Annotated in this window: 15 protein-coding genes; 11 read left to right on the top strand and 4 right to left on the bottom strand. The window is 74.2% G+C overall.

Annotated elements, in window-relative coordinates:
- Window positions 1-52: 52 nt before the first annotated feature.
- From ACV7NM_RS05305 to ACV7NM_RS05265, 9 genes are all read left to right on the top strand, one after another.
- Window positions 53-1633, top strand: coding sequence for a lyase family protein (locus tag ACV7NM_RS05305; RefSeq protein ID WP_463409162.1), 1581 nt, complete (start codon window positions 53-55; stop codon window positions 1631-1633).
- The gene (locus ACV7NM_RS05300; RefSeq protein ID WP_463409161.1) at window positions 1599-2618 is read left to right on the top strand and encodes a GHMP family kinase ATP-binding protein; all 1020 of its coding nucleotides are present in this window, start codon (window positions 1599-1601) and stop codon (window positions 2616-2618) included. The genes ACV7NM_RS05305 and ACV7NM_RS05300 overlap by 35 nt, the downstream gene beginning before the upstream one ends.
- A 2-nt stretch (window positions 2619-2620) precedes the next feature.
- Window positions 2621-4888 carry a pyridoxal-phosphate dependent enzyme gene (locus tag ACV7NM_RS05295; protein WP_463409160.1) on the top strand — a complete coding sequence of 756 codons (2268 nt, stop codon included), beginning with the start codon at window positions 2621-2623 and terminating at the stop codon, window positions 4886-4888.
- A 96-nt stretch (window positions 4889-4984) separates the two neighbouring features.
- Complete coding sequence (locus ACV7NM_RS05290) at window positions 4985-5206, top strand: MbtH family protein (protein WP_463409159.1); 222 nt, start codon at window positions 4985-4987, stop codon at window positions 5204-5206.
- Window positions 5203-6978, top strand: a complete 1776-nt coding sequence (locus ACV7NM_RS05285) for a condensation domain-containing protein (RefSeq protein ID WP_463409158.1) — start codon at window positions 5203-5205, stop codon at window positions 6976-6978. Before ACV7NM_RS05290 ends, ACV7NM_RS05285 begins: the two co-directional genes overlap by 4 nt.
- A complete protein-coding gene (locus ACV7NM_RS05280) occupies window positions 6975-10199 on the top strand; it encodes a non-ribosomal peptide synthetase (RefSeq protein ID WP_463409157.1) in 3225 nt (1074 codons plus the stop codon). The genes ACV7NM_RS05285 and ACV7NM_RS05280 overlap by 4 nt, the downstream gene beginning before the upstream one ends.
- Before the next feature lie 92 nt (window positions 10200-10291).
- Entirely contained in the window at window positions 10292-13555 is a 3264-nt protein-coding gene (locus ACV7NM_RS05275) for an amino acid adenylation domain-containing protein (protein ID WP_463409156.1), read from the top strand.
- Window positions 13556-13640: 85 nt separating this feature from the next.
- Entirely contained in the window at window positions 13641-15215 is a 1575-nt protein-coding gene (locus ACV7NM_RS05270) for an amino acid adenylation domain-containing protein (protein ID WP_463409155.1), read from the top strand.
- A gap of 82 nt (window positions 15216-15297) precedes the next feature.
- Entirely contained in the window at window positions 15298-16578 is a 1281-nt protein-coding gene (locus ACV7NM_RS05265) for an MFS transporter (protein WP_463409154.1), read from the top strand.
- On the opposite strand, the gene ACV7NM_RS05260 is transcribed toward ACV7NM_RS05265, so the two are convergent.
- Window positions 16572-16796, bottom strand: coding sequence for a response regulator transcription factor (locus ACV7NM_RS05260; protein WP_240801517.1), 225 nt, complete (start codon window positions 16794-16796; stop codon window positions 16572-16574). The genes ACV7NM_RS05265 and ACV7NM_RS05260 overlap by 7 nt on opposite strands.
- Window positions 16797-17225: 429 nt before the next feature.
- Between ACV7NM_RS05260 and ACV7NM_RS05255 the strand changes: the two genes are divergently transcribed.
- A complete protein-coding gene (locus ACV7NM_RS05255; RefSeq protein WP_463409153.1) occupies window positions 17226-18266 on the top strand; it encodes a LuxR C-terminal-related transcriptional regulator in 1041 nt (346 codons plus the stop codon).
- A 189-nt stretch (window positions 18267-18455) separates the two neighbouring features.
- On the top strand, window positions 18456-18995 hold the full coding sequence (locus ACV7NM_RS05250; protein ID WP_463409152.1) for a hypothetical protein: 540 nt from the start codon (window positions 18456-18458) through the stop codon (window positions 18993-18995).
- A gap of 118 nt (window positions 18996-19113) precedes the next feature.
- On the opposite strand, the gene ACV7NM_RS05245 is transcribed toward ACV7NM_RS05250, so the two are convergent.
- From ACV7NM_RS05245 to ACV7NM_RS05235, 3 genes are all read right to left on the bottom strand, one after another.
- Window positions 19114-19323 (bottom strand): hypothetical protein, encoded by a 210-nt coding sequence (locus ACV7NM_RS05245; protein ID WP_463409151.1) that lies wholly within the window; start codon window positions 19321-19323, stop codon window positions 19114-19116.
- 187 nt (window positions 19324-19510) lie between these two features.
- The gene (locus ACV7NM_RS05240; protein ID WP_463409150.1) at window positions 19511-20839 is read right to left on the bottom strand and encodes an MFS transporter; all 1329 of its coding nucleotides are present in this window, start codon (window positions 20837-20839) and stop codon (window positions 19511-19513) included.
- Window positions 20840-20942: 103 nt separating this feature from the next.
- The gene (locus ACV7NM_RS05235; protein WP_463409149.1) at window positions 20943-21143 is read right to left on the bottom strand and encodes an MbtH family protein; all 201 of its coding nucleotides are present in this window, start codon (window positions 21141-21143) and stop codon (window positions 20943-20945) included.
- Between the last annotated feature and the right edge of the window lie 38 nt (window positions 21144-21181).

The following is a 21181-nucleotide window of genomic DNA, read 5'->3' as shown; positions in this document are numbered from 1 at the left end:
GCCCCTCCCGCCGTGCCACCGCACCGGACCGAACAGAACGGAACCCCACCACGTGACGAGCGAAGCCACGGGACCCACCGCCGCGCTCAGCGGCCGCATCCGCAGCGGCCCGAGCGAACTGCTGCACGAAGAGGTGCTCGCCCCGCAGTTCGGGTTCGAATCCCGCCACCTGTTGCACCACTACGTCGCCATCGAGAAGACCCTCACCGCCGAGTACGCCCGGATGGACCTGGTCACCACCGGGGAGGCCCGGGACATCGCGGTCCGCCTGGACGCAGTGGGGGCCGACACCCTGACCGCCGAACCGGGCGCCAACATGTCGGACATCGCCTTCGCCCTCGAACGCCACGTCGAGGCGGGACTGCCCCGTCCGGTCGTCAACTGGCACGTGGACCGCAGCCGCAACGACCTCCAGTCCTGCGCCCAGGTGATGTACGGACGCGACCAGCTCACCCGGTTCGCGGACGCGCTGACGGAACTCGTCGCCGTGACAATGGAGTTGGCCGAGGCCACCTGTGAACTGCCGATGCCCGGCTACACGCACTTCCAGGCCGCGCAGGTCATCACCCCCGGCTTCTACCTGACCGCGGTCGCCGAGCACCTCCTGCACACCCAGCGCCGGCTGGTGCGGACGTACGACGGCATCGACGCCTGCCCGCTGGGCGCCGGCGCCATGGCCGGGCAGGAACTGCCGTGGGACCGCGACCGGATGGCGCGGTCGCTGGGCTTCTCCCGACCGCAGCCGCACGCCCTGACGGCGGTCGCCTCACGCCGCTGGAGCGCCGAACTCACCGCGGAACTGAGCCTCCTCGGGACCGCCCTCAGCCGCTTCGCCACCGACCTGCTCACCTGGGGCGGCAGCGAGTACGGCTTCATCGAGCTGCCCGACGAACTGTCCGGCATCTCCTCCGCCATGCCGCAGAAGAAGAACTACCCGGTCCTGGAACGCATCCGGGGACGCACCGCGCACCTGGCCGCCTTCCACTTCGACGTGCTGCTCGGCCAGCGCAACACCCCCTTCTGCAATCTGGTCGAGGTCTCCAAGGAGGCCGGCACCCACCTGCTGAACGCCTTCGACTCGGCGCACGGCACCGTCCGCCTGCTCACCGAGGTGCTGCGCAGGACGGCCTTCCGCCCCGACGCGATGCGCGCCGTGTGCGAGCGCGAGTTCCTCGGCGGCTTCAGCCTGGCCAACGCCCTCACCCTCACCGAGCAGGTGCCCTGGCGCACCGCACAGGTGATCGCCGGCAAGTACATCGTGCTCGCCGTCGCGGCCGGCGCCGCCCCCGCGCCCGGGAAACCCGACCTGCTCACCGAGGCCGCCGCCGCCCACGGAGTCGTCCTCACCGCCCCCAAGGCCCTGCTCGACGCCGCCTTCGACGTGGACCTCGGGCTGGAACGCATGGTCTCCGCCGGCTCGGCCCGCCCCGCCCGCGTACGCGAACTGCTCGAAGCCCAACGGGACGAGCTGCGACTGCTGCGCGCCGACTGGGCGCGGCGGGCCCGCGCCGTTCGCGACGGAGCCGAGGAGAGGGACCGGGCGCTGTACGGAGCGGCCCGGACGCAGGACCGCGAGACCGCAGCGGAGGAGGGCGACGATGCCGTCGGCGACGACGTACAGTCCGGGCACTGAACCGGGCTCGCCCGCACCCGCCGTCGGCCACGCCTTCGGCACGTTCGGGGAACTGCTCCAAGGCGCGCTGCCGGAGCCGGACGGGGACTTCCTGGTCACCTTCCCGCTGGCCCGCTGGGCCACGGCCACCTTCCACCACCGGCCCGGACAGCGCGGCGTGCGTGTGCACCCGGCCCACAAGGGCAAGTCCCGGCGTGTCGCCGAGACGGTCCTGGCCTCGCTCGGGGTCGAGGGCGGCGGCCTGCTGGAGATCGGTGGCGGGCTGCCCGAGGGCAAGGGGTTGGCCAGTTCCTCCGCCGACCTGGTGGCCACCGTGCGGGCCGTCGGGGCCGCCTTCGGCCGCTCCTTCGGCCCGGCCCGCACCGAGGCGTTCCTGCGCGGCATCGAACCGGCCGACGGAGTGATGTACGACGAGATCGTCGCCTTCCACCACCGCGAGGTGCGCCTGCGCCGCCGGCTCGGGGTCCTGCCCCCGCTCACCGTCGTCGCCCACGACGAGGGCGGCCAGGTCGACACGGTCGCCCACAACCTCCGGGCCCGGGCGATCGGCCCGGACGAACGGCGCGAGTACGCCGGGCTGCTGGACCGGCTCGCCGCCGCGATCGCCGGCGCCGACCTGCCCGAGGTGGGCGCGGTCGCCACCCGCAGCGCCGAGATGAACGCCGCGCGGCGGGCCCGCTCCGGCTTCCACGACCTGCGGGCCGTGTGCCGCGAGGTCGACGGCCTCGGGCTGGTGCTCGCCCACAGCGGCACCATGCTCGGCGTCCTCCTGGACGCCGGCGACCCGGAGCTCGCCGCGAAGACCGACCGGATCCGGACCGCCTGCGCCCCCCTCGGCGGGGAGGTGTCCGTGCACCGCTCGCTCGGAGCCGGCGACTGCTGGACCCCGGCCCGGGGAGAGCCCGTACCGGCCCTCCCCGCCGCCACTGCGCCGTCCGGGGCTGGCGCCACCGCTCCCCACCGCCTTCCCGAGCTGGAGACCTGACCATGCTGTTCGACACCGTCACCGACGCGATAGGCCGGACCCCCCTGGTCCGGCTCCGCCTGGGCGAGGCACGAGGGGTGGAGGTATACGCCAAGCTGGAACTGCAGAACCTGTTCGCCATGAAGGACCGCGTCGCCCGCAACATCCTCTTCGAGGCCCGCCGGCTCGGCGTCCTCGCACCCGGGGCCCCCGTCATCGAGAGCTCGTCCGGCACCATGGCCCTGGGCGTGGCGCTGGTCGGCCGGGCGCTCGGCCACGAGGTCCACATCGTCACCGACCCCCGCATCGACCCCGTCACCCTCGCGAAACTGCGCGCCCTGGGCTGCCGGGTGCACATCGTCGAGGCGATGACCAGCCACGGTTGGCAAAGCGCCCGCCTGGAGCGGCTTGCCGAGCTGATGCGCGAACTGCCGGGCGCGTTCTGGCCGCAGCAGTACACCAACCCCGACAACCCCGGCGCCTACCGCGGGCTCGCCGCCGAACTCATCGACGACCTCGGTGAGTTCCACGTCCTGGCCGGTGCGGTCGGCAGCGGCGGCTCGTTGTGCGGCACGGCCCGCGCCGTCAAGGAGACCCTGCCGGGGCTGCGCGTGGTCGGCGTCGACTGCGTCGGCAGCGCCCTCTTCGGCCAGCCCGACGTACCCCGGCGCCTGCAGAGCGGACTGGGCAACAGCCTGCTGCCGGCCAACCTCGACCGCCCGCTCGTCGACGAGGTGCACTGGCTCAACGACCACGAGGCGTTCGCGGCGGCCTGGGACCTCGCCCGCGAGCAGCAGATCTTCGGCGGCAACACCTCCGGTTCCGTCTACCGTGTGCTGGGCGACCTCGCCGAGCGTGCCGAACCGGGCACCCGCATCGTCGGCATCCTGCCCGACCGGGGCGACCGCTACGCCGACACGGTGTACGACGAGGCGCACTGGGCCGCCCACGCCCTTCGGGAGGTGCCGCGCGCGACCCGCCCGGCCACCGTCCCCGCCGACACGATCGCGCACACCTGGTCGCGCAGGGACTACGAGGCGCCCGCCGGAATCCGGCGCCACCTGCTGTTCGTGGAGTCCAACACCACCGGCACCGGGATGATGGCCCTGGACCTGGCCCGTGAGACCGGCTGCGTACCCGTCCTGCTGACCGCGGACCCGGACCGCTACCGGGGGCTCGACGCCACCGGCGCCGAGGTGGTGCGCTGCGACACCAACTCGGCGGTCGCCCTGCGCACGGCGGTCCAAGAGCGCTTCCGCCGCGAGGAGATCGCCGGCGTCACCACCACCAGCGACTTCTACGTACCGGCCGTGGCGGCCCTGGCCCGCTGGCTCGGCCTGCCCGGCAACCCGGAGGAGGCCATGGTCGTCTGCCGCGACAAGTCCGCCCTGCGCGCCACCCTGCACGCCGCCGGTGTGCGCCAGCCGCGGTACGCGATCGTCCGGGACCCGGCGCGGATCGCCGACGCCGTGGCCCGCACCGGACTGCCCTGCGTCGTCAAGCCCGCCGACGACTCCGGCTCCACCGACGTCCTGCTCTGCTCCGACGAAGCCTCCGCCGCCGCCCAGGCCGCCCGTATCCTCGCCGTCACCACCAACGTCCGCGGGATGCCGACCGTGGGCACCGTACTCGTCGAGGAGTACCTCGACGGGCCGGAGTACAGCGTGGAGATGTTCACCTGGGACGGGCGCGCCGAGTGCGTGGGCATCACGGCCAAGTCCGTCACCGGAAGCCCGCACTTCGTGGAGCACCGCCACCTGTTCCCCGCGCCGCTCCCGGCCGCGGTGGCGCAGCGGATCACCGAGACGGTGACCGCGGCCCTCGAAGCGGCCGACGTCCGCCTCGGCGCCACCCACACCGAGGTGAAGCTGACCCCCGAGGGGCCCGCCGTCATCGAGATCAACCCCCGGCCGGCCGGCGGCATGATCCCCGAACTGGTCCGGCTGGCCACCGGCGTACGGCTCCTGGAGCAGCAGTTGAGGGTGGCCGTCGGACTGCCGCCCGAGCTGAAGCCCGCGCACGAGGGCCACGCCGGCATCCAGTTCCTGCTCGCCGACGCCGACGGGATCCTGGAGGCCGTCGAAGGCGTCGAGGCGGCTGCCCGGAGCGAGGACATCGAGGCCGTCACGGTCACCGCCGCCCCCGGTGCCCACGTCCGGCGCGCGCAGAACGCCGCCGACCGGCTCGGGCACCTCATCGCCCGGCACCCCGAGGCGCGGGGGGTCACCGAGGCCCTCGACGCCGCCCGGAGCCTGGTGCGCCTGTCCGTGGGCCCCGCGCCCCGTCCCTGACGACGCGGCCCGCCGGCCCCCGCGGGTCCCGCCACCCGTCCTTCCTTCTGCTTTCCTTCCTGCCTTTCGATCCCACACACCTTGAGGTGACTGACCATGAGCAACCCCTTCGAGAACGACCAGGCCTCCTACACCGTCCTGCGCAACGAGCAGCTCCAGCACTCGCTGTGGCCGGCCGCCCAGCCCGTCCCCGCGGGCTGGACCGCGGTGCACGGACCCGACGGGCGCCAGAGCTGCCTGGACTACGTCGAGCAGAACTGGACCGACATGCGGCCGGCCTCGCTGGTCGCCGCCCTCTCCGGGAACACCCCCCGGTGACCGACCACGAAACCATCCTCCGCACGCTGTTCGAGGAAGTCCTGGGCCTGCCCGCGGTCCACCCCGCGCAGAGCTTCACGGGCCTTGGCGGCGACAGCATCCAAGCCATCCAGGTCGTCAGCCGGGCCCGCCTGGCGGGCGTGGTCGTCACCACCCGCGAGGTGCTGCGCAGCGAGAGCGTGAGCGTCCTCGCCGCCGCGGCCCGCACCGACGACCGGGCCGGCGGGCAGCGCGGGCCGGTGGAGCCGCCGCGACGTTTCGGCCCGCTCACCCCCACCCCGATCATGGAGTGGCTGGGCGAGCTGGACGGCCCCGTCGACAGCTACAACCAGTCGCTGGTGGTCCGGACGCCGGCGGGGTTCGACGCCCCCGCGGCCGAACGCGTCGTACAGGCCCTGCTCGACACCCACGACGTGTTGCGGCTCCGGCTGCCCGATGGCCTGGCGACGCCGGTGCCGGCGGCCGAGATCCCCGAACCCGGGACGGTGGCCGCCGCCGGGCTCGTCCAGCGGGTGGACGCCCGCGCCGTCGCCGAAGAGGAACTGCCCGCCCTGATGCGCCGCCACATGCGGACGGCCCGGGGGCTGCTCTCGCCCCGGGACGGGACCGTGCTGCGGGCCGTACTCCTCGACCGCGGCGCCGAACGCCAGGGTCGCCTCGCCCTGGTCGTCCACCACCTGGCCGTCGACGGGGTGTCCTGGCGCATCCTCCAGGACGACCTGCGCACCTGCTGGGCGGCCCTGGCCGAGGGCGCCGTCCCGGTACCCGACGCGGTGCACACCCCGTTCGCGCACTGGGCGGACCTGCTGCGCGCCGAAGCCACTTCGGGCCGCCGGATGGCCGAAGCCGCCCGCTGGGAGGACGTGCTGCGCACGGCCGCCGCCCCACTGGCCGGCGTGCGCGAACCCGGTGGCCTCGACTCCGAGGCCGAGCGGAACACCCATGTGCTCACCCTGCCACCGGAGTTCACCGGCCCCCTGCTGACGGCCGCCCCGGGCCTGGTCAACGGCACCGTCAACGACGTGCTGCTGACCGCGCTGGCCCTGGCGGTGCTGAGTTGGCGCCGCGCACTCCCCGGCGGCGCCCAGGAGGACGCCGCCCACGACCCCGCCCGCGGGCGCGTCCTCGTCGACGTGGAGGGACACGGCCGGGAGGACGTGGTCGACGGCCTGGACCTGTCCCGCACCGTCGGCTGGTTCACCACCGTCTACCCGGTCGGCCTCGACCTGGGACCGACCGACCTCGCCGACGCCCGCGCCGCCGGCCCCGCCCTGGGCGCCGCCCTGCGGCTGGTCAAGGAGCAGCTGCGCGCCGTACCCGACAAGGGCATCGGCTTCGGGTTGCTGCGCCACCTGAACTCGTGCACCGGCCCGGCGCTCGCCCGGCGCGGAATCCCCGAGATCGGCTTCAACTACCTCGGCCGCTTCCCGATGGGCGACGACGGGGACTGGTCCGCCGCCCCCGGGCACGCCTTCGCCCTCGACGACGCGGACGAGGGCTTCCCGATGGCCCACGCCGTGGAGGTCAACGCGGCCGCCCACGAGGGGCCGGACGGACTGACCCTCAGCGCCACCTGGACCTGGGCCGGCAACGCCTACCCGGGGGATCGCGTCCGCGCCCTCGCCGAGGAGTGGTTCGCCATGCTGCGGGCCCTGGCCCGCCACACCACCCGGCCCGGCGCGGCCGGACTGACCCCGTCCGACGTGTCGCTGGCCGACATCAGCCAGGCGGACCTCGACGACTTCGAATCCCAGCTCGGAGAACTGCTGTGATCCCTCTGTCCCACGCCCAGCAGCGGCTGTGGTTCCTCGGCCGCGACGGCGAGGACGGCGCGCAGTACAGCATCCCCGTGGGGCTGCGGCTGCACGGCACGCTCGACCGCGACGCACTCGGCGGCGCCCTCGCCGACGTCACGGACCGGCACGAAGCGCTCCGGACGCTCTTCCCGGACGAGGAGGGCCGCCCCCGACAGGAGGTCCTCGCCGCCGGAGCCGCCAGACCGGACCTGCCCGTCACCCCCTGCACCGCAGGGGAGCGCGAGCGACTCGTCGCCGCGGCCCTGCGGCAGTCGTTCGACCTCACGGCCGAGATCCCGCTGCGCGCCCACCTGTTCGCCCACGGGGACGAGGACCACTACCTGCTGCTGGTCCTGCACCACATCGCCGGGGACGGCCGGTCCCTGGACCTGCTGGTCCGGGACCTCGCCGCCGCCTACACCGCCCGGGTCCGCGACGAGGACCCGAAGTGGTCCGAACTGTCTCTCCAATACCCGGACTTCGCGATCTGGCAGCGGGAACTGCTCGGGGACGCGGGTGATCCGGGGTCCCTGCACGCCCGGCAGCTCGCGCACTGGACCCGTGTCCTGGAAGGACTGCCCGAGGAACTGGAGCTGCCGACCGACCGGCCGCGGCCGCCCGTCGCCTCCCACCGCGGAGCGCTGGTGACCGCGCTCCTCGACCCCGCCCTGCACACCGCGCTCGCGGACCTCGCGCAGGCGCGTCGGGCGACACCGTTCATGGCGGTGCAGTGCGCCTTCGCGGCCCTGCTCACCCGGCTCGGCGCGGGCACCGACCTACCGCTGGGCTGCCCCGTCGACGGGCGGGACGACGAGGCCCTGGACGATGTCATCGGCCTCTTCGTGCACACCCTCGTCGTCCGCGCCGACACCTCCGGGGACCCGACGTTCGAAGAGCTGCTCGACCGGGTGCGCGATGCGGTCCTGGACGCCCACGCCCATCCGGACGTTCCCTTCGAGGCCCTGGTCGAACGACTGAACCCGGCCCGCTCCGCCTCCCGGCACCCGCTCTTCCAGGTCGCCGTCGCCGGACAGCGCGGCGCGGGCCCCGACCCCGAACTGCCGGGCCTGCTCACCCGGGTGGAGGCGGTCCGTACGGCGACCGCCAAGTTCGACCTGACCCTGGAGGTCGACGAGCGGCGCGACCCCGCCACCGGGGCCCCCGCCGGGATCCGACTGGCCTTGGAATACGCGAGCGACCTCTTCGACGCGGCCACCGCGCAGGGACTCCTCGACCGGCTGGTACGGCTGACCGCCGCCGCCGTGCACGAGCCCGCCGCGCCCCTCGCCGCCCTCGACGTCCTCGCACCCGAGGAACGCGCGGAGCTGTTGGCGGGCCGCCCGGCCGGTCCCGCGCAGCCACAGGATCACCGCTCGACCGTGCACGGACTGTTCGCGCGGCGGGCCGCGGAGCACCCCGGACGCACCGCCGTGGTCTGCGCCGACCGCGAGGCCACGTACGGGGAACTCGACCTGCTCTCCGACGCGATCGCCGACCGCTTGGAGGACCTCGGGGTGCGCCCCGGCGACGCCGTCGCCGTGCTGATGGAACGCTCCGTCGAACTGATCGCCGCCTGCCTGGGCGTGCTGAAGGCCGGCGCCGCCTACCTGCCGCTGGACGCGCGGGCCCCGCGAGCACGGTCCGCCGCGGTCGTGGGCGGAGCCGGTGCGACCGTACTGGTCACGGACTCCGCGCGGCCCGACGACGAGCTCGTCGAGGCCCTCGGTGTGGGCCGCGTGCTGCGGCCCCGACCGGGTACGGAGCCCGTCCGCTCCGCGCGCACCGCCGTCCGGGGCCCCGGCCACGCGGACGCCCTCGCCTACGTGATGTACACCTCCGGTTCCACCGGCACCCCCAAGGGGGTCGCCGTCCCGCACCGTGAGGTCGTCGCCCTCGCGCGGGACGGCCGCTGGCGCGGCGGCGCCCACGAGCGGGTGCTGTTCCGCTCCCCGCACGCCTTCGACGCCTCCACCTACGAACTGTGGGTGCCGCTGCTCAACGGCGGACTCGTCGTAGTGGCCCCGCCCGGGGACCTGGACGTCGCGGAACTCGCCCGCCTGATCGCCGACCGGAAGGTCACCGGCACCTTCCTCACCGCGACCCTCTTCAACGTGCTGGCCGACGCGCACCTGCACGAACTGGCCTCGCTGCGCGAGGTGATGACCGGCGGCGAGGCCGCCTCGCCGCCCATGGTCCGCCGGGTGCGCGAGGCCTGCCCGGACACCACCGTCACCAACGCGTACGGGCCGACGGAGACCACCACCTTCTCGGCCACCTTCCCCGTCGCGCCCGGCGTGCCGGTCCCCGAGGGTCGCGTCCCCATCGGCCGGCCCCTGGACGGCACCCGGCTGTACGTCCTCGACGACCGGCTCGACCCCGTCCCCCCGGGGGTCGCCGGCGAGCTCTACATCGCCGGCAGCGGCCTGGCGCAGGGCTACCTGGGCCGCCCCGCGCTGACGGCGGAACGCTTCGTGGCCTGCCCCCACGGGCCCGCGGGGGAACGGATGTACCGCACCGGCGACCGCGCCCGCTGGAACGCGACCGGACAACTGGAGTACCTCGGCCGGGCCGACCGGCAGGTCAAGATCCGCGGTCTGCGCATCGAACCGGGCGAGATCGAGAGCGTGCTCGCCGCGCACCCCGCGGTGGGACAGGCCGCGGTCACCGTGGTGGCCGGTCCCGCGGGCCCCGCGCTCGCCGGCTACGTCGTGCCGGCCGACGGCGCCGAGGCCCCCGGAGCCGCCGCACTGCGCGAACACCTCGCCGGGGCCCTGCCGGACTACATGGTGCCCGGCACGATCACGCTGCTGGACCGCTTCCCCGTGACACCCAACGGCAAGATCGACACGGGGGCCCTGCCCGCTCCCGGCCCGGCAGCCCCCGACCGGGCCCACGTGGCCCCGCGGACCGACATCGAGCGCGCCCTGTGCGCCGTGTGGGAGTCCGTCCTCGGTTACGAGCGCATCGGAGTCCGCGACAACTTCTTCGACCTCGGCGGCCATTCGCTCCTCGCCACCCGGCTCCTCGCCGAGGTCCGCTCCGCGCTCGGGACGACCGTGGGCATCCGTGCGTTCTTCGCCGCGCCGACGGTGGAGCAGTTGGCGGGGTCCCTGGCCGCGAGCGCGGCGGGCACGGCGGGCGCGCCGGCCGACGAACCGGCGGTGGTCCGCCGCCCCCGCCGCCCGCAAACCGGCTGACCCACCCGGCCGTTCCCCCCGACCCGGCCCGACCCGGCCCTTCCCCCCGAACCGTCCCGTCCCGCACCGCACCGCACCACGGAGGAACCGCCATGAACCGCCCACCGACCGAGCCGTCCGCCGACTCCGTCCGGTCCCGCGTCGAGGACGTGCTGCCGCTGTCCCCGCTCCAGGACGGCATCCTCTTCCACTCCCTCTTCGACGAGAGCGAACGGGACGTCTACGTCGCCCAGTTGCTCCTCGAACTCACCGGGCCCCTCGACGCCGGCCGGCTGCGGGCCGCCGCCGACGGTGTCCTCGCCCGGCACGCCAACCTCCGCGCCGGCTTCCTGCGCCGCGCCTCCGGCGAACCCGCCCAGGTGGTCCGGCGCGACGTCCACGTCCCCTGGCGGGACGAGGACCTGTCCGCTCTCGACGGCCCCGCCCTGCGCCACGCCCTCGACACCCTGCTCGCCGAGGACCGGGCCCGCCGCTTCGACCTCGCCCGGCCCCCGCTGCTGCGCTTCACCCTCATCCGCACCGGTCCCCACAGTCACCGGCTGCTGCTCACCTACCACCACATCCTGATGGACGGCTGGTCCTGGCCCGTCCTGGTCCGCGAACTGCTCGCCGCCCACGCCGCCGGACCCGACGCCCCGGCGCCCGCGCCCGTCACCCCCTACTCCGCCTTCCTGCGCTGGCTCGACACCCGCGACACCGAGGCCGCACGGGCCGCTTGGAGCCGCTCGCTGGCCGGCCTCGCCGGCGGCACCCGGACGGCGCCGGTGTCCGTGCCCCCCGGATCCGTACTCCCGGACCGGGTGGAGACCCAGCTCACCGAGACGACCACCGACCGGCTGGGCGAACTGGCTCGTGCCCACCGGCTGACGCCGGGCACCGTGCTCCAGGGCGCCTGGGCCCTGCTGCTCGGCCGGCAGATCCGCTCCGAGGACGTGGTGTTCGGCGCCATCGTCAGCGGGCGCTCCCCGGAGCTGCCCGGCGTCGCCGACATCGTGGGGCTGTGCATCAACACCGTCCCGGTGCGGGTGCGGATCGACCGCGCCGAGCCCCTCGTCGACTTCTTCGGACGTCTCCAAGAGGAGCAGGCCGCGCTGATCGAGCACCACCACCTCGGCCTCGCGGAAGTCCAGCGCCTCGCCGGGGCGGGGGAACTCTTCGACTCCTGCGTCGCCTTCCAGAACTACCCTGTCGACGCCGACGGACTGGCCGCCCTCTCCGCCGGCGATCTCCGCGTCGTCGATGTCGACCCCCACGACGCCGCTCACTACCCGCTCACTCTGACCGCCGTCCCCGGCGCCCGGCTGCGCCTCCAGATCGACTACCGCCCGGACGTCTTCGGCGCGGAGCACGCCCGGGCCATGCTCGACCGGTTGGTCCGCCTCCTGGAAGCGGTGGTCGGGGAACCGAACCTGCCCGTCGGCGCGCTGGACCTGCTCTCCGTCGCCGAACGCCGGCGCGTGCTGGTGGAGTTGAACGACACCGCCCGCGACGAGGACTACGCCGAAGTGGTCGAGCGGGTACGGGAGCAGGCCGAGCTGAACCCGGGGGCGACGGCCGTGACCGACGACCGCGGCCGGGAGATCGGCTACGCCGGGCTCGTCGCCCGCACCGACACGCTCAGCCTGCGGCTGCTCGAAGCCGGCGTGGGCGCCGGCGACCTCGTCGCGGTCCTCAGCGAGCCCACGGCCGCCGTCCCCGTCGCCCTGCTCGGCATCCTGGGCGCGGGCGCCGCCTACGTACCGCTCGACCCCGAGGGCCCCGTCGGCCGCACCGCCGACCTGCTCGGCGCGGGCGGGATCGGCTGGCTGCTGGCGGCACCCGCCCAGCGGGAACGGGCCCGGGAGATCGCCGACGCGTGCGCGGGAGCCGTCCGTGTGCTGACCCTGGCGGACACGGAGGACACGGAGGACACGGCCCCGGCGACGCGTGCCCCCCTCGCCGGCGGCCCCGACGCCCTCGCGTACGTCTGCTTCACCTCCGGCTCCACCGGCAAGCCCAAGGGCGCCATGGTGCACCGGAGGGGCATGAACAACCACCTGCTCGCCAAACTGGACGACCTGGAACTGACCCCCGGCGACCGGGTGGTGATGAACGCCCCGCTGACCTTCGACATCTCCGTCTGGCAGATGCTCGCCCCGCTGATCAGCGGTGGCCGGGTGCACCTCGTCAGCCGGGACACGGCCCGGGACCCGGCCGTACTGTTCGCGGACGCGGCGGACCAGGGCATCACCGTGCTGGAGACGGTGCCCTCCTTCGTCCGCGCGGCGGTGGACCTCTGGGACGCCGGTGCGGTCCCGCCCGCCCTCCCCGACCTGCGCTGGTTCATCGTCAACGGCGAGGTCCTGCCGCCGGAACTGTGCGAACGCTGGTACGCCCGCCACCCGGACGCGGCGATCGTCAACGCCTACGGCCTCACCGAGTGCTCCGACGACAACACCCACGCGTTCATCGGCCACGACGTGGGCGCCCTGCTCGAACACGGGCGGCTGCCCGTCGGCCGGCCACTGCGCAACAACCGCCTGTACATCCTCGATCCCGGCCTCGCCCCCGTGCCGCCGGGCGTCCCGGGCGAACTGTTCATCGCGGGGACCGGCGTGGGCCCCGGGTACCTGCGCGATCCCCGCCGCACCAGCGAGCGCTACGTACCCGACCCGTTCGCGGCCGAGCCGGGCAGCCGGATGTACCGCACCGGCGACCTGGCCCGGCTCCGTGCGGACGGCCAGCTCGACTTCCTCGGCCGCCAGGACCACCAAGTCAAGATCCGCGGGAACCGCATCGAGCTCGGCGAAGTGGAGACGGCGCTGCGCGGCGTCCCGGGCGTCACCGAGGCGGTGGTCGCCGTCGACCGCGACCACGCCGGGCAGCAGCGGCTGATCGCCTACTACACCGGCTCTCCCACGCCCGAGGAGGTACGTTCCGCCCTGGGACTTGCCCTGCCGAACTACATGGTCCCGGCCATGTTCCTGGCCCTGCCCGCCTTCCCGCTCACCACCAACGGAAAGCTCGACCGCAAGGCCCTGCCCGACCCGGCCACCGTGGCCCGGCCCGCCGGCCGGGCCCCCGCGACCCCTGCCGAGCGGACGGTCTGCACGATTTTCGCCGAGGTGCTGGGCCTGCCCGGCGCCGGCCCGGACGACGACTTCTTCGCGCACGGCGGGCACTCCCTGCTCGCCACCCGGCTCATGGGCCGCGTCCGCAGCGAATGCGGTGTAGAGCTGACCATCCGGGACCTCTTCGAGACCCCCACCCCCGCCGGACTCGGCGGTCGCATCGCCGCCGCCGGGGCGGCCGCCGCGGCCGGACCCGCCCGCTCCGCCCGTCCCGCGCTGCGCCCGCGCGCCCGGGACCACGCCTGACCGGCCGCCCCACCCGTCCGACCGCTCGACGGCCGGGGCCTGCGGGCCCCGGCCGCGAGCCACCCGTACCGACCTGGAGAACACCATGACCCGCACCGCGCCCCCCGTACCGCTCAGCATCGCGCGGCAGGCGGGCCTCACCCCCGAAGCGACCGCGGCACGCGGGCCCGAGGGCGAGCTGACGTACCGCCTGCTCGACCGCCGGGCCCGCGCCCTCGCCCGGGAGCTGCGGGCAGCCGGCGCGGGCCCGGAGGACACCGTGCTGCTCGGCGTGCGCCGGGGCCCGCACTGGGCGGTCGGCGTCCTCGGCATCTGGTACGCGGGCGCCGCGCTGCTCCCGGTGGACCTGGACGCCCCGGACGAGAGGCTCCGTACGCTGACCCGCGCCGCCGGCACCCGGTACGCGGGCGCCCCCGGGCACCTCGCGGCAGCCGTCCTGCAACGGCGCTGCGGTCGTGAGCTGTTCTGGGCGGACACCGGCGCACGGGCCCTGGAGGAAGGGGAGCGGACGGAACTGCCCGAGCCGGTGCGGTGCGATCCGGATTCGCTCGCCTACGTGCTGTTCACCTCGGGGTCGACCGGGCAGCCCAAGCCCGTGGCGGTGGCCCACCGCGGTCTCGCCGCCCAGAGCGCGGTCCTGGCGGAGCGCTACGGACTGACCGCGGCGGACCGGGTGCTGCAGTTCGCGGCGCCCGCCTTCGACGTGGCGCTGGAAGAGGCGCTGCCCACCTGGTGCACGGGAGGCTCGGCCGTCTTCGTCGAGGACAACGTCCTCTCGCCCGCCGAACTGGAAGCCTTCCTGGCCGAACGCGCGGTGAGCGTGGTGAACCTGCCCACCCCGTACTGGGCCCAGTGGGCCAAGGACCTGGAGCGTCGGCCCAGGCCCCTGCCCGCGGCCTTGCGCCGGGTGGTCATCGGCAGTGACGCCGGACGCACCGCCGACCTCAAGCGCTGGGCCGCCGCGGGCGGTCCGCCCGTGGTCAGCTGCTACGGCCTGACCGAATCCACGATCACCGCAACCTCCTTCGAGGCCGGACCGGAGCGACTTTCGGCCTTCACCGGCGACGAGGTCATCCCGCTGGGCACCCCGCTCGCGGGCGTGCGGGCGTACGTCCTGGACGAGGCGCTGGCCGAGGCCGGGGCCGGATCGGCGGGCGAGCTGTACCTGGCCGGCGACTGCGTGGCCCGCGGCTACCACGGCCGGCCGGCGCTGACCTCGGAGCGCTTCGTCGCCGACCCCTTCGCCGGTACTCCGGGCGAGCGCATGTACCGCACTGGCGACCGGGTCCGGCGCGCGGCGGACGGCACGCTGGAGTTCCTGGGCCGCGCGGACGATCAGGTCAAGATCCGCGGCTTCCGGGTGGAGCTCAAGGAGGTCGAGGCGGCGGTCTCCGCCCACCCCGATGTCCTCGACGTGGTCGCCCGCGCGGTGCGTGACCACGGCGAACCCCAGGTGGCGGCCTACGTGACGGTCGTTCCGGGCAGCACGCTCGACGCGCCGGGGCTGCGCGGCCACCTCGCCGACCGGGTGCCGGGACATCTGGTTCCCGCCCATGTGGTGGTCCTGGCGGAACTGCCCCGTACGCCCGGTGGCAAGCTCGATCCGCGGGCCCTGCCCGCACTGCCCCGCCCGGCCGCCGCTGCCGCCGCGTCCCGCTGACGCGGACCCACCCCCGACCCCTCCCCTCCGGAAAAGGAACCCCCAGGTGCCCGTCCCCGCCGCGGAACCAGCGTCCGCGTCCGTGCCCCCGTCAAGCCCCGCGGCCGAGCCGCCCGCCCTCGAACGCCGGCGGCGGCGCGATTTCCGCCTGTTCATGTCCTCGCACATCTGCAACGAGCTGGGCAACAGCATCACTTACGTCGCCCTGCCCCTGATGGCGGTCCTCACCCTGCACGCCTCGGCGATGGAGGTCGGCCTGCTGGCCGCCGCCGAACAGGCGGCCTTCCTGCTGCTCGGGCTGCCCGCGGGTGCGTGGGTCGACCGGATGCGCCGGCGCAGCGTGATGATCGCCGCCGACCTCGCCCGCACCGTACTGCTGGCCGGGCTGCCGATCGCGTACGCACTGGACCTGCACTCCGTGCCGCTGCTGTACGCGGTGGCCCTGCTGCTGGGCTGCGCCCGGCTGTTCGGCGACGTGGCCGACCAGAGCTACCTGCCGACCCTGGTGGGGGAGTCCACCCTGATCAGCGGCAACTCCAAGTTGGAGACGGTGCGTTCGGCCGCCGAGTTCAGTGGGCCCGGTGTCGCGGGTTTGCTCGTCCAACTGTTCGGACCGGTCGGCACCCTCGCCGGTCAGGCCGTCACCTCGCTGGCCTCCGCCGTCCTCCTGGGACGGATCGGGGTGAGGGAGGAGCGACCCGCCCCGACCGGGCGGCGCCACCTGCTGCGCGACATCCGCGAGGGCCTGGGCTTCGTACTGGGACACCGGGTCCTGCGGCTCATCGCCCTGAGCACCGCCTCGGTGAACCTGTTCCTGAGCGGGGTCTTCGCCGTCGAAGTCCTCTTCCTCACCCGGACCGTGGGGTTGGCGCCCGCGGCGGTCGGCTGGGTGCTCACCACGGCCACCGTCGGCTCGCTGCTCGCCGCGCTCGCCACGGAGCGCCTGACGCGCGCCGTCGGAGCGGCCCGGCTGACCTGGCTGTCGCTGCTGGTCACGATGCCGTTCGGGCTCCTCCTGCCGTGGGCCGGCGACGACTGGCGCATAGCGTTGTTCGTGCTGGGATCGCTGGTCCAATCGGCCGGAGTCACCGTGTACAACATCTGCCAGGTGGCCTACCGGCAGACCGTCTGCCCGCCGCACCTGCTGGGGAGGATGACGGCCACCATGCGCTTCCTGGTGTGGGGGGTCATGCCGGTCAGCGGTGTGCTCGCCGGCGTACTCGGCGAACTGTTCGGCGTCCGGACCGCGTTGTGGATCTTCACCGCGGCGCTGTCGGCGGCCCCCCTGGTCCTGGTGTGCTCACCGCTGCGGCGGATGCGCGAGTTCGAGGAGCAGCCCTCCGTCCCGGCCGCCGCTCAGTAGCCGAAGCCGTAGCCGAGCTGGAACGCCAGGTGGGTGAGCTGGGTGCGGTTGACGGCCCCGGTCTTGCTGCGCAGCCGGCGCAGATAGGTGTCCACGGTGTGCGGACTGAGCCCCATCCGGCGGGCGATGATGCGGTACGTGTCCCCCTGCGCGAGGTACGCGAGGACCTCCCGCTCGCGCGGGGTGAGGGTGACGGTGTTCACGGCGGTGTCGGGCACGGGGTTCTCCGGAGGTGTGGGGTGGTGCGGGGCGGTGACAGGACACGGCGAGAGGCGCACCCGCCGTCCGGACGGGAGCGTCGCACCGGCGGCCCGGTGTGAAATCCCGTCATTCGGCCGGCCGGTTGCGGCCCTCGTCGGGGTCGCGCCGACGGGGTCGGCGCTGGGGCGCGGGGTCGGTGCGGTAAGGGTCGCGGGCACCGGTGGAGGCGTCGACTCCGGGTGGGGCAAAGGGAGTCCGCGGTGGGGCAGGGGGCGCATCGCGTTGCTCCTCGGGTCGCTCGGGCGCGTGGTGACGGGGCGGCGGGGCCGCCGCGTTCCGTAGGAACAGACTTTCGTCTTGTCTATCCTGGGGCCAGGGGGCGGGCACCTCACCAAAATGCCTGGCAGCAAAGCGACCCGGGGTAAAAAGTGCAAAATGGTGCAAGTGTGGATTCCGACCTGGTGCCCGATCTGGAGGACGCCGACCTGGACGTCTACGGATGGGTGCTCGAACACCGGAGTCTCGAAGTGGAAGCCATCGCCTCGGCGACCGGCCGCGACCCGGAGGAGGTCCGCCGCAGCACGCAGCGGCTGCGCCGGGCCCACCTGCTCCACACGTCCGCCGACGACGCCTCGGTGGCCTTCGCCGTCGCGCCCGACACCGCCGCGTCGCAACTCGTCGCGCCGCTGGAGGTGCAGATCCGCGAGCGCGAGCGGATGATCAGCGGAATCCGCGCCGAACTCGGCCGCTTCGAACCGCACTACCTCCAGCGCCGCTCGACGGGCGAGTCCCTGGAGGTCCTGGAGAACCTCCAGGATGTCCGAGGCGCCCTCAACCGGGCCTCGGACGCCTGCGTCAGGGAGATGCTGACCTCGCAACCGGGCGGCGGCAGCCGGGTGCCCGAGGCCATGCAGGAGGCGCTGCGCCGTGACGAAGCCATGCTGAAACGCGGCATATCCATCCGCAGCCTCTACCACCACACCGCTCGGTTCAACGGCCCCAGCCAGGCCTATGTCGCCGCGGCCTCGGCCCTGGGCGCGGAGTACCGCACCGCGCACGAGCTGTTCGGCCGCCTGATCGTCTTCGACCGTGAACTGGCCTTCATCCCGGCCCAGGACGGCAGCTGGGGGGCGGTGGTCATCCGTGAACCCTCCACCGTGGCCTACCTCTGCTCCATCTTCGAGCAGACGTGGGACCTCGCCACGCCGTTCTCCAACGCGGCGGGCCAGGGGCTGGAGGAAGTGGCCCGCGAGATCCACGAGACGATCATCAAGCTGCTCGGCGCGGGGTTGAAGGACGAGGCCATCGCGAGGAGGCTCGGCATGTCCCTGCGTACCGCGCGCCGGCACATCGCCGACATCATGGAGGAACTGGGCGCAGGCAGCCGCTTCCAGGCGGGGGTCGCGGCGGCCATGCGCGGGCTGCTCGGCGCCGGCCCGGACCTGGCCGCACCCGACCTCGCCGCCGTCGACGTGCCCGAGGAGTGACCCCCCTCGGCGCTGGAGTTCCAGTCGCGCGAATCCGGGAACGCGCTTACGTGTCTGGTGCCCGCCAGGCCCCGTGCCGGATGCTTCCCCGATGAGAGCCGTGAGCTGACGGTCCGTCGCCCGCGTGCCGTGCCGGGAGGCGGCCTACGCCGAAAAGCGGCCGATCGGCGCGAGTCAAGGGACGGGTACATGGACATGCCGGACGACGGATCCACGGGGTGCTGGTCGGGGCGTCGCCCCGTGGACGAACCGGCGGCGCTGCACCTGCGGGAGCTGGGTCTCTTCCTGTCGGTCCACCTCGGGCGCGCCCCCGGCATCCTGTGGCCCGAGAACGACCATCCCGCCCTCGTCGAAGAGCCCGGGGAGTGCGATCCGGAGCTGATCACCGCCCAACTGGGCCTGCTCACGGCCGGACTGGGCTGCCTGACCGGGCTTTCGGTCCGCACCGTCGCCGTGGACACCGCGGACGACGAGGGGGACGCCGCCCACGCGGTCCGGCCGGGCGCCGACACCGCAGACCACCTGTTGGTCCACCAGATCGCGGGCGCCGCGACCTGGCGGCTGTCCCGTACGCGTACCGCGGCGGACACCGGGCCGGGCCCCACGTCCTTCGCGTGCCGCCTGCGCCCGGGGGAGGTGCTGTACGTCCCGGCGTACTGGTCGCGCCGGGCCGAGTTCACCGCGGGCGTGCGCTACGCCGTCACCCGGCTCCGCGACCCGGCGGTCTGAGCCGCCCGGCCCGTCGATCCCGACGGCCGGACGTACGGGTGCACGTACAGGGAGGGGCCGCCTCGACGAGGCGGCCCCTCCCTGTACGTGCACCCCCGCTGGTCCTGCGGGGTGCGGGTCAGCCGCCCCAGGAGCTGTCGGTGGGGGTCTTGCCCCGTTCCGTGCCCGTGTTGGTCGTGCTCCGCACGATCACGTGGTGCGGGGCCGGGGCGGGAGCCTCCGCCGTGGCGGCCGGGTCGGCCGGGCCGGTGTCGGCCGAAGCCGCGCCGGCCGGCGCGAGCAGGGCGGCGGCCGTGACGGTGACGGCGAGAAGGTAGCGCTTCAGCATTGGGTTCCCCCCAGGAAGGTGGTCTGGTGGTGACGCGGTCCCCCTCGTGGGTGAACCGCGCCGGTCCTTGTCCTGCGAAACCAACTCTGCCGTCCCCGGGGGCCGCTGAGAGCGCGTTCAAGCGTTCATCAAGCTGCCTGGCGTTAAGGTGAGGGGTGGCAAAACTCATCGAAACGGGATGAACGGCTCAATGGCTCGAAGTCGGGACGGGTGCCGCAACCGCGATCTTGGCCCGTTCCCGTTCGGGCCCGGCCGAAACCGGTATGTCCAGTTGGCGCCACACCCGTAGCACCAACGGCGCCAGCGTGACCCCCAGGTAGACCGCCCCGGTCGCCACCAACGACCAGGTCAGCCCCCAGTGGTCCAGCAGCACACCCGCCCCCAGCATGCCGAGCGGGGTGGCCGCCAGGGCGCAGGCGACGAGCAGGCCGAAGACCCGCCCGCGCACGTCCCGCGGAACCCGCTCGTACGCCACCGACATCATCAGCGGCCCGACGACCCCCGACCCGATCCCGGAGACGGCCAGCAGCGCCAGCAGCACCCCCGGCGCCGGCTCGGCCGCCAGGGCGGCGCACCGCACCGCGCCCACCAGGACGAAGGCCCCCACGAACAGGGCCCGGCGCGGGAGGCGGTGACCGGTCCAGCCGAAGAGGGCCGCGCCCAGCAGCGCGCCCGCCCCGATCGCCGTGACCATCGCCCCGAACAGTGAGCTGCTGTGCAGCACGCGCGTGCCGTACGCCGGGTAGAGCACTCCGTTCAGCGCTCCGTCGAGCGCGTTGGTGACCAGCAGGACGGTCGTCATGGCCCGCAGCAGCCGGTCGCCGCGCAACCGCGTCCAGCCGGTGCGCAGGTCCCGTACGTACGAGGACGCCCCCCGAGCCCCGGCGCCGGCCCCGCCGGCGGCCGGTACCAGCAAGGTCACGAGCAGGGCGCAGAGCAGCATCGCGGCCACGTCCGCGCTCAGGGTCCGGACCGGTCCGACGGTCGCGATGAGCAGCCCCGCCAGTGGGGCGCCGGTCATCATGCCGATCCGGCGGGCTCCCTCGACGGCGCTGGTCGCCCGCTCCGCCCCGACACGGGCGCTCTCCATCGCCCCGGTCAGCAGGAGTTGTTTCCCCGTGTCGGCGGGTCCGCGCGCCGCGCCGACGACGAAGACCAGGCAGACCAAGGCCGGCAGCGGCAGCGCGTTCCGGGCGTGCAACAGCGGAACGAGCGCCAGGGCCGCGGCGGTCAGTACGTCGGCGCCGGTGCTCACGGCCCGCGCGGGCAGCCGGTCCACGACGGGGCCGGCGAGCACGGCCGAGCACAGCAGGCCCAGCATCTCCGCCGCGGCCACCACGCCGGTGCGGGCGCCGCTGCCGGTGCTGTGCAGGACGAACCAGGGAACGGCGATCAGCGTCATCGCGACGCCGAGGGAGGAGACGCCGGAGACGGCCACCAGCGTGATCAGGGGAAGCAGCCGCCGAGGCGACTGCGCGGATTCGGCCGGGGACACGGGTGGCGTGGGCGGATTCATGGCGGTTCTTCGGTCCTTCCTCGGCGCGCCGCGGCGCCCGGGCCCCCGGGGGCCCGGGCGCCGCGGCGCCGCGGTGATCAGTGGGACGGCGGATGGGGGACGGTCAGCCGGCCGCGGCCAGGCGGACGCTGCGCGGGCGCATGTCGGTCCACACGCGGTCGATGTGCGCCAGGCACTCGTCCTTGGTGCCCTGGAAGCCCTGGCCGTGCCAGCCGAGCGGAACGGGCCGGTCCGTGTCCCAGAGGGAGTACTGCTCCTCGTCGTTGGCCACCACGAGGAACTGCTGGGTCGTCGAGTCGTTCATGGTTGTCTCTCCTTGGTTGTTGTGTCGGGGTACGGATC

The sequence above is a fragment of the Streptomyces sp. Tek67B01 genome, assembly GCF_055231995.1.
The sequence above is the reverse complement of the archived record's forward strand: the minus strand, read 5'-3'. Positions and strand labels throughout refer to the sequence as shown.